Origin of the sequence: Clostridium thermobutyricum DSM 4928 (assembly GCF_002050515.1) — a bacterium.
GTDB lineage: Bacteria > Bacillota > Clostridia > Clostridiales > Clostridiaceae > Clostridium > Clostridium thermobutyricum.
On record NZ_LTAY01000048.1, the window covers coordinates 1 to 14,593 of the forward strand.

Consider the following 14,593-nt stretch of genomic DNA (forward strand, 5'->3'; position numbering starts at 1 on the left):
GTGAAGTAGTAGTTGCTGATACAAAAGCAAACTTACAAGCAAGAGTAGATGCAGAATTCGGAGCTTGCCAAGGTAAGAAAGAATTAGCTACATTAGCTAAACAATTAAACTTAGATGCAATCCATGATACAGTTCACGAAATGTGTAAAGACGAAGCTAGACATGGAAGAGCATTCAAAGGTTTATTAGACAGATATTTCGCATAATTTTATAGATAGAACAAAACAATTTACTACTAAATCCCTTAGAAAAGAGCTATTTTATATAGCTCTTTTTATTTTTGTTTAAAAAGCTATATCTTAAAAAGAATATAAATTAAATACTAGGACAAAATATATTTAAACTTAGATTTATTTAAAGGAGTGATATTAATGCCAACTTTAGGATGTAGCGTACAAAATTGTGTTAATAATGAAGGTGGATTTTGTGGGGCAAATACTATAATAGTAGATGGAGAAGAAGCTTACACAAGTTCACAAACTCAATGTGAAACTTATAGACCTGAAACTCTAACTAATGCTTTTAAAGCTATGACAAATACAAATTTTCCAGGAGAAATAGCACAAATATTTTCTAGTAGGGAAGAAATTCTTATTACTCCGGAGGTAGAGTGTACAGCTAAGAATTGTTTCTATAATGCAAATAATAGATGTGAAGCGAGAAATATAATGATTGTAGAAAATAGAGAAAATGAAATGAAAAATCAATGTGAAACTTTTTTAGATAATCATTAAAGCCAAAGGAGGAATAGATATGATCATAGAAATTAGAAGAGGTAGATATACAAATACATTAAGAAAAGCAAGAATGATTAAAGCTATTGGATATGGATTAGTGAGTTTAGGTGCAGTTATAATAGCAAAATCTATGAAATAAAATTTAAAGCATAACTTATTATTTTAGGTTATGCTTTAAATTATTTAAAAAGGACAAGCTGTTGATAATAGAAGATAATTCTATGATGGAAAGTAAGCTTAGAGTTATGATATAATTAAACGAAAATAACGAGGAAAAGGTGAAATAACGTGGTAGAAAAGAATAAAGAATATACTTTAGATATAATTTCACAAGGATATGAAGGCGAAGGAATTGCTAAAATTGAAGGATATCCAATTTTTATAGAAGGAGCATTAAAGGGAGAGAAGGTTAATGCTAAAATAGTTAAAGTAAAGAAAAATTTTGCTTATGGAAAGCTTGTAAATATAGAAAAAGAATCATTAGGGAGAGAAGAGCCTAAATGTGAATTTTATAAGAGATGTGGTGGATGTAAAACACAACATATGGATTATAAAAGACAATTAGATTTTAAATGGGAAAGAGTTAAAGATTGTGTTAAAAAAATAGGGGGACTTTCAGAAGATTTAGTAAAGTATCCTATAGGAATGGAAGAGAATCCATATAGATATAGAAATAAAGTACAACTTCCTGTTGGTACTATTAATGGAGAACTTAAAATAGGATTTTATGCCCAAAGAAGTCATGACATAATTGATATAGATAAATGTATTATTCAAGATGAAAAAGCTGATAAAGTAAGAGAAATAAGTAAAAAGTGGATGCTTGAAAATAATATAAGACCTGCTTTTAAAGATGCTAAGTTTGATAAAAAAGGTTTAATAAGACATATAATGATAAGAACTGGCTTTAAAACTGGTGAAGTAATGGTTGTTTTAGTAAGTACTAAGAAAGATATACCACATTTAGATAAGTTTATAGAAGAAATAAAGAATAGTATAGATGGAATTAAAAGTATAGTTTTAAATATAAATAAAGAAGATACAAATGTAATCTTAGGATTAGACTGTATAACTCTTTGGGGCGAAGATACTATACAAGATTATATTGGTGAATTTAAATTTAATATAAGTCCATTGTCATTCTTCCAAGTAAATCCTATACAAACTGAGGTTTTATATAATAAAGCATTAGAATATGCAAAATTAAATGGAGAAGAAACAGTGTTTGATGCTTATTGTGGAACAGGAACAATAACATTATTTTTATCTAAAAAAGCTAAGAAAGTTTATGGAGTAGAAATAATTGAACCAGCAATAATAAATGCAAGAGAAAATGCTAAATTAAATGGAATAAATAATGCAGAATTTTTTGTGGGTAAATCAGAAGAAGTAATACCTGATTTAATAGATAGAGGAATAAAAGCAGATACAATAGTAGTTGATCCACCAAGAAAGGGATGTGATATTAAACTATTAGAAGCTATAGGAAGAGTAAAGCCAAATAGAGTAGTTTATGTATCATGTGATCCTTCAACTTTAGGAAGAGATTTAAAAATATTAGAAGGGCAGGGATATGAAACTATTGAAGTTCAGCCAGTTGATATGTTTCCTCAAACAAGTCATATAGAAAATGTTGCATGGTTAGCAAAAAAATAAGTTAATTTAAAAAAATATATATACTAGATTATTATAAATATTTTAATAAAGAAGAACTTCAATAATTTGAAGTTCTTTTTATATAGAATTATTTTAATATAATAATTTAAATTTAAAAGAACCTATCACAATAATGCTTTAAGCAGAATTATAATAGGTTCTTTATTTAGAAAATCCAATCTTGGCTTATAAAGAAGAGTAAAATCTAACTTTATAAGCCTAAATACTCTCCTGGACTATCCTCAGCTGAAGTTGCACTTTCAGCTTCTTTAGTGTGAATGTTTTGGTTCCATTGATTATTCATCTCTATTCCCTCCTCATTCAAATATGATTTTACAATCTAACATAAAATCTTATTTTCGCTTATAAAGTAGAATAAAATCTAACTTTATAAGCGTAATTACACTGTTGGATTATCCTCATCTGAATTTGCATAGGCAGCTTCTTTAGTGTGAATGTTTTGGTTCCATTGATTATTCATCTCTATTCCCTCCTCATTCAAATATGATTTTACAATCTAATATAAAATCTTATTTTCGCTTATAAAGTAGAGTGAAATCTAACTTTATAAGCCTAAATACTCTCCTGGACTATCCTCGTCCGAACATGCATAGGCAGCTTCTTTAGTATGAATGTTTTGGTTCCATTGATTATTCATCTCTATTCCCTCCTCATTCAATTGGATTTTACAATAATAGTATGTGAGAAAAAAATATTTTTATACATTAAAAATATTTTATTTAAATGTAAATTAAATATTAGGCATAAAGTGATAAAATAAATATTGTAACATAAGAAAAAATATAAGAAGGAGTTGTTTATGAAAAAAGTATGTAGAAACATAATAACTATAATGTATGCTTTAGTGATAGGAGGGATAATAGGATTTTTTACTTGGCTATTTTTATTATTAGTATATTTAGGAATACATTTATTTTGGGATGAATTTATACTTAAGTTAAATAAATCCTTTATATTAATAGCGTGTATAATAGGTGGTATATTAGTTGGTATATGTGAAAAATATATAGGAAAATATCCTAAGTCTATGAATCTCGTTTTAAAAGAGTATAAAGAAAATAAAGCTGTAGAATATAAGAGTTTACCAAAATCTTTGATAAAAACATTTATAATACTATGGTTTGGAGGTACAGTTGGACCAGAAGCAGCATTAAGTGGAATGATTGGTGGACTAGCTACTTTATCAGGGGAGTTTCTAAAGTATGGGGTTAAGAGAGTAGAAAATAATGTTGCTATAAGTAGTCTATCTACAACTAAATTAATATTTTCAGGTCCATTATATGGCTTTTATAGTTTTGTAAATAAAGATGATTTAGAGAAAATAAAAATAATAAAAAAAATAGTATATGGAATAACTATTTTCTCAGGGATAATTATTTTTTTTATTTTTGAAAGAATAGATGATAAAGTATCATTTATAACTAAGTTTACTAATATAGTAGTAGGACGAAGAGAATTAATATTTATAGTACCTTTGTTTGTTGTAGGAATATTAATGGTTATGTATACAAAGTTTTTAGATGGTTTCGTTGAAAGAGTATTCAAACCTTTGCAAAAGTATAATTTAATTAAGGGGATTATAGGAGGTATAGTATTAGGTGGATTAGCTATACTATTACCATATATTTTATTTTCAGGAGAGCATACATTAAAAAGTTTAATAGTTCAAAGTAGCTCTTTAGGACCTAAAATTTTAATTGCAATAGCTTTAATTAAATTATTCTCAAATAAAGTTTGTGCAAATACAGGATGGATTGGTGGACCTATATTTCCATTAATGTTTTCAGGAGCAGCAATTGGAATGGCTATTTCTTACTTAGTAGGAATTAATTTAGCATTTTCAGCTTGTATAGTAATGAGTACTTTATTGGCAGGAGTAATGAAGAATTATAAATTAACTATTGTATTACTAATATTATTTTTTAAGATTAAGCTTTGGATATTTATAATTGTTACAGCAGTTTTATCAGATTTTATATTTAAGAATGTGATTAAAATATAGTTAAAAATATTTGAATTATATAATATTTTAAAATATATCTAAAGTTAAAGATAAAAAATTAAATTAATAAAAAACTAATAGAAGAGAAAAGTTAGATATAGAAAAAATAAAAAAACTATATAAAAAAGGTTTATTAATAAAAATAATTTAAATATATATAACTTATAATTTGAGGTGATTTAAATATGAAAATTTTAGTTATGGAAATTACTATGAGAGTCTCTTTTGTAAATTCGCTAAAAGAAAAAAGAATGATTCTTAGAAGTATAAGAGATAAATTAAAAAATAAATTTAATATATCAATAGCTGAAACTGGAGATAATGATAATCATAAATCTATAGTTTTAGGGCTATGTTCTGTTTCATCTGATAAAAATGTATTAGAAAATACATCAGAGAAAATTATAAGTTTTATAGAAGAAAATTTAGATGGAGAAATAATAGATATTTATAGTGAAATAGAACACTATTAGTTAAGATATTAATTATTATGAAGAGGCATATTTTAATAGTTTAAAGCTACATGTAAATTATATGTAGCTTTTTTATTGCAAAATAATTGAAAAATGAAGTATAATTTACACATTGAGAAAAAATTGGAGGTGAGGATATTAATTAGATAACTTAATTTGGATATATCAAATAAAATATGAAAATGTTGTCGTAAAATATAAAAAAAATCTAAATTTAAGAATATTCGATATTTATGGACATATGTAATTAAGAATAGAGTATTTTTTTGAAAATATTTTTAGTTTTTTTCATTAACTATGTACAAGAAAAAATTTAAGAGTATAATATCCATATAAAGTAAAAATAGTAAAATTTTAAGGGTGGTATGAGAATGTTTAAATTATTTAAGTACTTGAAGCCATTTTTAGTGTTAATAGCAGCAGTTATTTTCCTTTTAGTAATTCAAGCAAGTACTGATTTATCTTTGCCAGATTATACTGCAAAGATAGTTAATGTTGGAATTCAACAAGGGGGAATAGAAGAAGCTGTTCCTATAGCAATAAGAGAAAAAGAAATGGATAAAGTTATGTTATTTTTAAATGATAAACAGAAAGATGAGATAAAAGAGAATTATAAATTACTTAGCAAGAAAGATTTATCAGAAGAAGAATTTGATAATAAAGTTAATGAATATAAGGCTTTAGAAAATGAAAATATTTATGAGCTTATTACTGATGATAAAGATAAACTTGATGAACTAAGTAATATTATGAGTGAAGCTTTAATGAGTGTTAAGGGATTAGAAATGGCTTATGAAAAGGGAGCTATTCCTAACATACCAAATAACATTAATATTTGGGAAATGCTAAACAAAATGCCAAAAGAAAATTTTAAAATATTACAAACACAAATTGAAGAAAAGTTTAAAGAGTTAGATAAAGAAATTTTAAAACAAGGTTCTATAAGTGCAATTTCGGCAGAATATAAAGAAATAGGAATAGATACTGAAAAAATGCAAACAAGCTACATATTTATAGCTGGAGCTAAGATGTTAGGCATAGCTTTAATTGGTATGTTAGCTGCAATTGGAGTAGGATATTTAGGATCTAAAGTAGCTGCAGGATTCGGTAAAAATTTAAGACATGATGTTTTTAAAAAGGTTATTTCTTTTTCTAATACTGAATTTGATAAAATATCAACTGCTTCTCTTATAACTAGAAGTACAAATGATATTCAACAAGTTCAGATGTTTACTATGATAATGCTTAAAATGATGTTTTATGCTCCAATTTTAGCTATAGGAGGTATAATAAAAGTTCTAAAAACTGATACTTCTATGGCATGGATAATTGGAGTTGGAGTATTAGGAATTTTAATTTTAGTTTCAATTTTATTTAAATTTGCAGTTCCTAAATCTAAAATAATTCAAAAGCTTGTTGATAAATTAAACTTAGTAACTAGAGAAGGACTTACAGGTATGCTAGTTATAAGAGCTTTTGGAACTCAAAAGATAGAAGAAGAAAAATTTGATAAAACTAATTTAGATTTAACAAAAACAAATATTTATTTAAATAGAATTATGGCTATGATGATGCCAGTTATGATGTTTATTATGAATGGTATGACTGTATTAATTGTTTGGATTGGAGCTCATAATATAGATACAGGAAGTATACAAGTAGGAGATATGATGGCATTTATTCAATATGCAATGCAAATAATGATGGCATTCTTAATGTTATCAATGCTTACAGTAATGCTTCCAAGAGCAGCTGTTTCAGCAACTCGTGTAGCTGAAGTGTTAGAAACAGAACCAGCTATAAAAGATCCTAAAGAAAGTAAAGATTTTGATATAGAAAAGAATGGGGTAGTAGAGTTTAGAAATGTTTCGTTTAAATATCCAAATGCAGAGGAAAATATATTAAGTAATATAGATTTTGTTGCAAAACCTGGACAAACTACTGCTTTCATAGGAAGTACTGGAAGTGGAAAATCTACTGTAGTTAATTTAATTCCTAGATTTTTTGATGTTACTGAAGGTGAAATATATGTAAATGGAGTAGATATAAGAGATGTAAAAGCCCATGATTTAAGAGAACAAATAGGGTATATTCCTCAAAAAGGAGTTTTATTCTCTGGAACTATAAAAAGTAATATTACTTATGGAAGAGAAAATGCTACTGAAAGTGAGATAAGAGAAGCAGCTAGAATATCTCAAGCCTTAGAGTTTATTGAAGCTAAGGAAAAAGGGTTTGATTCTGAAATAGCACAAAGTGGTTCAAATGTTTCTGGCGGACAAAAACAGAGACTATCAATTGCTCGTGCTCTTGCGAAAAAACCTAAAATATATATTTTTGATGATAGTTTTAGTGCTTTAGATTTAAAAACAGATGCAAAGCTTAGAAAAGAGTTAAGCTTAAATGTTAAAGATTCAACTATTCTTATAGTTGCTCAAAGAATTAGTACTATTATTAATGCTGATCAAATAATTGTGCTTGATGAAGGAGAAATAAAAGGAATAGGAACTCATAAGGATCTTATAAAAAATTGTGAAGTTTATAAACAAATAGCTTTATCACAACTTTCAGAAGAGGAGGTGTGCCATGAGTAAATTTAAAAAGGCTCCTAAAGGCCCAATGGGTGGACCAGGAATGATTGGAACAGAAAAGGCAAAAGATTTTAAAGGGACTATGAAAAAATTATTTGCTCATTTAAGTCCATTTAAGATAGGTATATTTTTTGTAATTATATTTGCAATTGGAAGTGCAACCTTTAATATAGTAGGACCAAAGATATTAGGTAAGGCTACAAATAAAATAGTAGAAGGAATAAGTTCTAAAATAAGTGGAACTGGCTCAGGGATAGATTTTGATTCTATAGGAAAGATATTAGGCTTATTAATTTTCATTTATTTGCTTAGTGCTTTATTTTCTTTTATACAAGGAGTTATAACATCAGAGATAGCACAAAAAGTCTCTTATAAATTAAGAAGAGATATATCTAAAAAAATCAACAGATTACCTCTTAAATATTTTGATAAAACAACTCATGGTGAAGTTTTATCAAGAGTTACAAATGATGTAGATATAATAAGTAGAAATTTAAATCAAGTATTGTCACAAATGATAATTTCAGTAACAACTATTATTGGTGTACTTGTTATGATGTTATCTATAAGTGTAACAATGACTATTGCAAGTCTTATAGTTGTTCCTATGTCAGGAATAATGATAACAACAATAGTTAAAAAATCTCAAAAGCATTTTAAACAACAACAAGAATATTTAGGACATGTAAATGGACACATTGAAGAAATTTATAGTGGTCATAATATAATGAAAGCATTTAATGGAGAAGAAAAAACTATTGATGAATTTGATAAATTAAATAAAACTCTATATGATTCAGGTTGGAAATCAGAGTTTTTATCAGGACTTATGATGCCAGTAATAATGTTTATTGGCAATATAGGATATGTAGTAGTTGCAATTTTAGGTGGATATTTAACTATTAAAAATTCTATTCAAGTTGGAGATATATTATCATTTATCCAATATACTAGATCTTTTATGCAGCCAATAACACAAACTGCACAAATAGCAAATGTAATGCAATCAACTGCAGCAGCTGCTGAAAGAGTTTTTGAATTTTTAGAAGAAGAAGAAGTTATTGAAAAAATCTCAGATATTGTTGATATAAAAGATATAAAAGGTGATGTAGAATTTAAAAATGTTAAGTTTGGATACAATGAAGATAAAATAATAATAAATGATTTTTCAGCTAAAATAAAAGCTGGACAAAGAATAGCTATTGTAGGCCCAACAGGTGCAGGAAAAACAACTATAGTTAAGTTATTAATGAGATTTTATGAGCTTAATGGTGGAAATATATTAATAGATAATAAAGACTCTAAAAGCTTTAATAGAAATAATTTAAGAGAAATATTCGGAATGGTTCTTCAAGATACTTGGTTATTTAATGGAACTATAATGGAGAATATTAGATATGGAAACTTAACTGCAACTGATGAAGAGGTTAAAGAAGCTGCAAAACTTGCACATGCACATCATTTTATTAAAACTCTTGAAGAAGGGTATAATATGGATATAAATGAAGAAGGAAATAACATTTCCCAAGGGCAAAAACAACTTATAACTATAGCTAGAGCAATTCTTTCAGATCCTAAAATTTTAATTTTAGATGAAGCAACAAGTTCAGTTGATACTCGTACAGAAGTATTAATTCAAAAAGCAATGGATAATCTTATGATAGGAAGAACAAGCTTCATAATTGCTCATAGACTTTCAACTATAAAGAATGCAGATATTATTCTTGTAATGAAAGATGGAGATATAGTAGAACAAGGTAGTCATGATGAATTATTAGAAAGAGAAGGCTTCTATTCAGAGCTTTATAATAGCCAATTTAATTAATTAATAAGAATATCTCAAAGTTCATTTAAATGAATTTTTGAGGTATTCTTTTTTTAAATGTATAAGTAAAGCTATTTTAAATGAAATATTAAATAAACATAAAAATGATATAATTAAAAAAGAAGCGAAACGATCCATAAATTTAATAGAATATAGTTTATTAAACTAAAATGCAAAAGATATTAAATAATAGGAGGATATAGAAATATGAAAAAAATAGTTGTAAGAGGAAAAATAGATAGAGATAGCTATATAGATATAAATTGTTACATTATAGATTATAAAGGAAAATGTTTTATAGTTGATCCCGGTTATGAAAAAGAAAAAATAATAGAAGTTGTTAAAGAAAATAATTTAGAGGTCTTAGGAATATTATTAACTCATTCACATTTAGACCACATAAGTGCAATAAATTCTTTTAATGTTCCAGTATATATAGGAGAAAATGAATATAATTTATTTTTAGATAATTACGAAAATTCATATAAAGAACGTGGTTTAGAAAGACCTTTTGATTTAAAGGATATAAATATTATAAAAGTAAATAAAGATACTGAAATAGAATTTTTAGATAAAAAAATAACTGTAATAGAAACTCCTGGACATACTGAAGGAGGAGTTTGCTATAAATTTGAAGATGATTTATTTACAGGAGATACTTTATTTAAAAGAAAAGTTGGAAGATGGGACTTTAAAACTGGAAATTTAGAATCACTTAAAAAGAGTGTTGTATTTTTAATAGAAAATCTATCTGATGAAGTTAGAGTTCATCCAGGCCATATGGAAAGTACAACAATTGGAGATGAAAAAAAATATAATCCTTATTATAATGAGTGGAAATAGTAAGCATAAACTATAATTATATAACGTATTTATATTAAGAAAATATTGTTATGAGGTGTTATATGGTTAGAAGGTTAATGGATTGTTGTAGCAGTTGTAAATCTAATGATGTTTGGACTAAAGTATGTAATTCATGTGGTAAGGAATTTTGTTCTAAATGTGGGCATGAAGATTATGTATTCCAAGTTCCTACCTGCCCAAGATGTCAAAGTGAAGATGTAATAAATTCAGAGCATAAAAATTTTTGATAATATGAATTAATTTAAAAAATAAATTTAAAAATTTGTAAGTAGATATAAATTTAATTAGAATCACTAACTAAAAAGTTAGTGATTTTTTTTATGTTATAATATAAAAATATTTTAACTTAGGAAAGGAATAGAGAATGAGATTAGATAAATTTTTAGCACAAAGTTCAATAGGAAAAAGAAAAGATGTTAGGATTTATATTAAAGAGGGATTAGTAAAGGTGAATAAAAAAACTATAACTATTCCAGCTATAGAAATAGATGAACAAAATGATTATATAGAATATAATGGAGAAAAAGTAGAATATAAAGAAAAACTTTATTACATGTTTAATAAACCAAAAGGATGTGTAACAGCTAAAAGTGATTTAGAACATAAAACTGTTTTTGACTACTTGGGAGATGAAACAGCTGGTATTTTCCATGTCGGAAGATTAGATAAAGATACAGAGGGGTTACTTTTATTTACGAATGATGGTGAATTTGAACATAAAATAATGTATCCTGATAAACATGTGAAAAAGACATATTTTTTTATAGCTTTAGGAAACTTAGTTGAGAATGAAAAAGATAAGTTAGAAGAGGGAGTTTATATTAATAATGGTGAGTATTTAACTAAATCATCAAAATTAGAAGATATATATAATTTTACATATTTAGATGTGGAAGAGGATTTTAAAAATAAATATCTTAATCACTTAGAATATAATTTTTTCAATCAAAAATTAGTAAAAGGGAATATAACTATTTCGGAAGGAAAAAAGCATCAAATAAAGAAAATGCTAAAGTCTGTAGGGTGTAAAGTAATTTATTTAAAAAGAATTTCTATAGGAAATTTAAAATTAGATGATAGCTTAGAATTGGGAAAATATAGAAATTTAACAGAAGAAGAAAAGAATAATATATTTAAATAAAAAATAAAGAAGAGTAGAGAAATTAAGAATTTCTCTACTTTTTATATATTAAGCATAGCTTATTAAAAATAATTGAATTTCTAATAAATAATATTCCGCCTAAGAAAAGAGCAATTGCTATACCTATATAAAAGCTTCCTAAATAATTTAAATTTATAATGTTTAAATATCTTAATCCTATACTTAAAGAAATCATAAAAATCATTATTATATAGCTTTTAACATCAAAGAAAGCAAATGGACAATGTTTAATTAAAGGACTATTGATTATTCTTTTAGCATGTTTAGTTGTAAGCTTACTAAAAATAAAAAAATAAAATATTGCTAAAGTTATTATACCAATAACAAAATTTAAAATGTAATTTGAATTTACAGCAGATATTAAGCTTTCTTTACCAATTAAAAATACTCTTATAGCAGCAAAAATCCAAACTAATCCTCCTATGAAAAGTAGTACTCTTTTGTTAACTCTAAAATATTTCATAAAAAATCCTCCTCATCTGTTGTATATTATATTTTAAATATAATATAAGTAAATATAAATTACTATATAATTAAATAAAGCACTAAAAATTTTAGTGCTTTAATCTATATTATATTTTAATTTCATTAATTTTAAAGGGATACATAAAGACTTACATATTTGTTCTAAATTTAATTCTGAGTATTCAGCATTTTGAATAAGTTTATCCGGAATTAATAATTCAGCAGCAAATTTATCAGCTTCACGCTCAAATTTATTTTTTATTAAATGTTTATTTTCAATAAAAAGAGTAATAGAAAGATTTGTATGCAATATAGCATGGCCAAGTTCATGAGCCAAAATATATTTTGATTCTTCATAAGATAGATTAGTATTTAAATGAATTATATTAAATCCATTAGGAGTTCTTTGAAATAATCCTTTTATCTCTTGTCCAAGATAACTTTTTATTATATGGATATTTAGTGCCTCACATGATTCTAAAGGATCAGAAGTTTTATATTTTTTTATTAAAGAATTTACTGAATTTTTAATCATAAAGTATTCCTTAAATTAATTTTTTTTAGAGACTTTAGCTTGCATTTTTTCAGCATAATCTAGTCCAAGTTTTATAGCAGAGCTTAAAGCAATTTTACTTTCTTCAGAAAGCATTTCACCATTAAGCATTAATCCTTGTTGCTCTAAAATTGATGACATTAATTCTTTTATATCATTTGAATTAGAAGAATTTGAGCTAATAGGTTCTTGAAGCTCATCATAAAAATAGCTTATTGGTAGAGAACAAGCATTAGCAATATCTTTTAATGTATTTATGGAAGGGTATGATCTTCCAAGTTCTATATCACATATGTAACTTTTAGATTTATTTATATCATTAGCAAGCATAGCTTGTGTATATTTTTTATTTAAAAGCTTTCCTTTATTTTGTCGAGCTTCTTTAATTAATTTTCCTAAATTCTCTTTTGAAATAGCCATAAGAAACCTCCATTTTATTACTAATTTAAATATATCTTTCAAATAAACTTATGTCAAGAATTGGAATTGCTATTTTTATAAAATAAAAAATTCCTAGAGAAATTATTTATTTTTCTCTAGGAACTTTTAATTATCCAATACTATTTAGAAGCTTAGTAAAATCACCGTTTAAATTATTTATAGTTGAGAAATCTCCAGATTCAGTTATTTTACCATCTTTCATAAATAAGATTTTATCATATTTATTTAACATTGCTTCATCTAACTTGTGAGTAATTGTTATAACAGTTAGATTTTCTTGAGATAAAAGGACTTGCTCTATATCACTTGCAGTTTTTAAATCTAATGCAGATGTACCTTCATCTAATATAAGGATAGGAGTTTCACGAATCATAGCTCTTGCAATAGCAATTCTTTGTTTTTGACCACCAGAAATATTAGAACCATTTTCTCCAACAGAAGTATCTAATCCTTTATCTAAAAGTGGCAAGAATTTTTTAACTCCACTTAGAGATAATGAATTTTCTAATTCTTCAGTTTTAAAATCTTTTGAAAGAGTTATATTGTCTTTTATGCTTTTATGGAACATATAAACATTTTGATGAATTACAGAAAGAAATTTCCCAATGCTATTAGAGTTTATATCTTTTACTTCCGAATCATCTATTTTTACGCTACCTTCATAATTTGTGTAATATCCAAGTAGTATTTTTATGAGAGTTGATTTACCACAACCACTTTCTCCAACTAAAGCATATTTTTTATTTTTTTCGAATTTGAAGTTAAGGTTATTTAATATAAGTTTTTCATCATTATAAGAGAAATTTAAATTTTTAATTACTATATCTTTATTAAATGCTTTTAAAGGTTCTCTATCATCAGGAATTTTTCCTTCATCAATTATTTTTATAAGCTTTTTATTAACTTCAGACATTCCTTTTATCATTGTAGCTTTTTGAATAATCCACATAATAGGACCAGATACACCATTACCAAGATTTAAAATTGCAATTAGAGAACCAACAGTTAGATTACCTTTAATTAAAAAATATCCACCAACAATTATTCCAGATGTTTGGCAACCTATAGCAAGAATAAGAGATGCAGCATCAGCTATAGCTTGTAAATGTTGAGATTTAAATTTAGATTTAGATAAATTTAAATTATTATTTTTAAATTCTTTTTTTATATCGGATTCCATATTATAAGATTTTATAACTTCATATCCAGAAAAAATGTCTTTAATGTTTGTTGTAAATAATTTAAGATTTTCGGAAAGTGTATTTTGGCTATAACTTAATGGTTTGCTAAAAAGTAATGGAACTAAAAGCATAAGAGCACCAGTTAAGAATAAAACTAAAGTTACCCAAGGATTAATGTATAGGAGAACTATTACAGTTGCAATAAATATAACAATATCACCTATCATCATAAGATAAGGAACTATATAGTTAGTTTCTACAAGATTTATATCATTAGTAAGATTTGAAATATATGAGGCAGTGTTATCAGAAGAAAAGTTAGAATGATTTTTATTCATTATTCCTTTGAAAATATCCTCACGTAAATAATTTATAGTTTTCTTTAAATAAAGAGCCTCGCTAGCGCCTGTAAAGTAATGATTTATTCCCATTAACAAGAAATATATAAGTGCAAAAATAGAAATTTTATAAAAATCTGATAAATTTCCTCCAACAGCAATGTCTATAATATTTCTTAGTAATAAAGCAATAAATACTTGCATTAAAGCACCAATAGACCTGATTAATACTGTTGTAAATAATGAAAATTTAAATTTAAAAATGTATTTATTCATAATAATATACT

Annotated in this window: 15 protein-coding genes; 11 read left to right on the forward strand and 4 right to left on the reverse strand. The window is 25.7% G+C overall.

The window, feature by feature from the left end:
- The 11 genes from CLTHE_RS09185 to CLTHE_RS09230 form a co-directional block, all read left to right on the forward strand.
- The coding region (locus CLTHE_RS09185) for a ferritin family protein (RefSeq protein ID WP_479723343.1) at positions 1-206 on the forward strand (206 nt) is incomplete at its 5' end.
- A gap of 165 nt (positions 207-371) precedes the next feature.
- Positions 372-734 carry a DUF1540 domain-containing protein gene (locus CLTHE_RS09190; protein WP_080023061.1) on the forward strand — a complete coding sequence of 121 codons (363 nt, stop codon included), beginning with the start codon at positions 372-374 and terminating at the stop codon, positions 732-734.
- 19 nt (positions 735-753) lie between these two features.
- Positions 754-876, forward strand: coding sequence for a hypothetical protein (locus CLTHE_RS17140; protein WP_002596691.1), 123 nt, complete (start codon positions 754-756; stop codon positions 874-876).
- 149 nt (positions 877-1,025) lie between these two features.
- Positions 1,026-2,393 (forward strand): 23S rRNA (uracil(1939)-C(5))-methyltransferase RlmD, encoded by a 1,368-nt coding sequence (rlmD, locus tag CLTHE_RS09195; RefSeq protein ID WP_080023062.1) that lies wholly within the window; start codon positions 1,026-1,028, stop codon positions 2,391-2,393.
- Positions 2,394-3,213: 820 nt separating this feature from the next.
- The gene (locus tag CLTHE_RS09200) at positions 3,214-4,416 is read left to right on the forward strand and encodes a chloride channel protein (protein WP_080023063.1); all 1,203 of its coding nucleotides are present in this window, start codon (positions 3,214-3,216) and stop codon (positions 4,414-4,416) included.
- Positions 4,417-4,601: 185 nt separating this feature from the next.
- Positions 4,602-4,889: a DUF503 domain-containing protein gene (locus CLTHE_RS09205; protein WP_002596694.1), complete on the forward strand. Its 288-nt coding sequence runs from the start codon at positions 4,602-4,604 to the stop codon at positions 4,887-4,889.
- A gap of 371 nt (positions 4,890-5,260) precedes the next feature.
- Complete coding sequence (locus CLTHE_RS09210) at positions 5,261-7,480, forward strand: ABC transporter ATP-binding protein (protein WP_080023064.1); 2,220 nt, start codon at positions 5,261-5,263, stop codon at positions 7,478-7,480.
- A complete protein-coding gene (locus CLTHE_RS09215) occupies positions 7,473-9,302 on the forward strand; it encodes an ABC transporter ATP-binding protein (protein ID WP_080023065.1) in 1,830 nt (609 codons plus the stop codon). Before CLTHE_RS09210 ends, CLTHE_RS09215 begins: the two co-directional genes overlap by 8 nt.
- Before the next feature lie 207 nt (positions 9,303-9,509).
- Complete coding sequence (locus CLTHE_RS09220) at positions 9,510-10,145, forward strand: MBL fold metallo-hydrolase (RefSeq protein WP_080023066.1); 636 nt, start codon at positions 9,510-9,512, stop codon at positions 10,143-10,145.
- A 62-nt stretch (positions 10,146-10,207) separates the two neighbouring features.
- Positions 10,208-10,393 (forward strand): hypothetical protein, encoded by a 186-nt coding sequence (locus CLTHE_RS09225; protein WP_002596698.1) that lies wholly within the window; start codon positions 10,208-10,210, stop codon positions 10,391-10,393.
- A 137-nt stretch (positions 10,394-10,530) separates the two neighbouring features.
- Positions 10,531-11,307 carry a pseudouridine synthase gene (locus CLTHE_RS09230; protein ID WP_080023067.1) on the forward strand — a complete coding sequence of 259 codons (777 nt, stop codon included), beginning with the start codon at positions 10,531-10,533 and terminating at the stop codon, positions 11,305-11,307.
- Between the two features lie 34 nt (positions 11,308-11,341).
- Here the strand turns inward: CLTHE_RS09230 and CLTHE_RS09235 are convergent, their stop codons facing one another.
- From CLTHE_RS09235 to CLTHE_RS09250, 4 genes are all read right to left on the reverse strand, one after another.
- Positions 11,342-11,791, reverse strand: a complete 450-nt coding sequence (locus tag CLTHE_RS09235; protein ID WP_080023068.1) for a hypothetical protein — start codon at positions 11,789-11,791, stop codon at positions 11,342-11,344.
- 99 nt (positions 11,792-11,890) lie between these two features.
- The gene (locus CLTHE_RS09240; protein WP_080023069.1) at positions 11,891-12,328 is read right to left on the reverse strand and encodes an ImmA/IrrE family metallo-endopeptidase; all 438 of its coding nucleotides are present in this window, start codon (positions 12,326-12,328) and stop codon (positions 11,891-11,893) included.
- A 15-nt stretch (positions 12,329-12,343) separates the two neighbouring features.
- Positions 12,344-12,766: a helix-turn-helix domain-containing protein gene (locus tag CLTHE_RS09245; protein WP_080023070.1), complete on the reverse strand. Its 423-nt coding sequence runs from the start codon at positions 12,764-12,766 to the stop codon at positions 12,344-12,346.
- 130 nt (positions 12,767-12,896) lie between these two features.
- Positions 12,897-14,582 (reverse strand): ABC transporter ATP-binding protein, encoded by a 1,686-nt coding sequence (locus tag CLTHE_RS09250; protein WP_080023071.1) that lies wholly within the window; start codon positions 14,580-14,582, stop codon positions 12,897-12,899.
- Between the last annotated feature and the right edge of the window lie 11 nt (positions 14,583-14,593).

Excerpts from the sequence above, each read along its gene's own strand:
- CLTHE_RS09190 (WP_080023061.1), top strand. The coding sequence starts at position 372 with ATGCCAACTTTAGGATGTAGCGTACAAAATTGTGTTAATAATGAAGGT.
- CLTHE_RS17140 (WP_002596691.1), top strand. The coding sequence starts at position 754 with ATGATCATAGAAATTAGAAGAGGTAGATATACAAATACATTAAGAAAA.
- CLTHE_RS09200 (WP_080023063.1), top strand. The coding sequence starts at position 3,214 with ATGAAAAAAGTATGTAGAAACATAATAACTATAATGTATGCTTTAGTG.
- CLTHE_RS09205 (WP_002596694.1), top strand. The coding sequence starts at position 4,602 with ATGAAAATTTTAGTTATGGAAATTACTATGAGAGTCTCTTTTGTAAAT.
- CLTHE_RS09210 (WP_080023064.1), top strand. The coding sequence starts at position 5,261 with ATGTTTAAATTATTTAAGTACTTGAAGCCATTTTTAGTGTTAATAGCA.
- CLTHE_RS09215 (WP_080023065.1), top strand. The coding sequence starts at position 7,473 with ATGAGTAAATTTAAAAAGGCTCCTAAAGGCCCAATGGGTGGACCAGGA.
- CLTHE_RS09220 (WP_080023066.1), top strand. The coding sequence starts at position 9,510 with ATGAAAAAAATAGTTGTAAGAGGAAAAATAGATAGAGATAGCTATATA.
- CLTHE_RS09225 (WP_002596698.1), top strand. The coding sequence starts at position 10,208 with ATGGTTAGAAGGTTAATGGATTGTTGTAGCAGTTGTAAATCTAATGAT.
- CLTHE_RS09230 (WP_080023067.1), top strand. The coding sequence starts at position 10,531 with ATGAGATTAGATAAATTTTTAGCACAAAGTTCAATAGGAAAAAGAAAA.
- CLTHE_RS09235 (WP_080023068.1), bottom strand. The coding sequence starts at position 11,791 with ATGAAATATTTTAGAGTTAACAAAAGAGTACTACTTTTCATAGGAGGA.
- CLTHE_RS09240 (WP_080023069.1), bottom strand. The coding sequence starts at position 12,328 with ATGATTAAAAATTCAGTAAATTCTTTAATAAAAAAATATAAAACTTCT.
- CLTHE_RS09245 (WP_080023070.1), bottom strand. The coding sequence starts at position 12,766 with ATGGCTATTTCAAAAGAGAATTTAGGAAAATTAATTAAAGAAGCTCGA.
- CLTHE_RS09250 (WP_080023071.1), bottom strand. The coding sequence starts at position 14,582 with ATGAATAAATACATTTTTAAATTTAAATTTTCATTATTTACAACAGTA.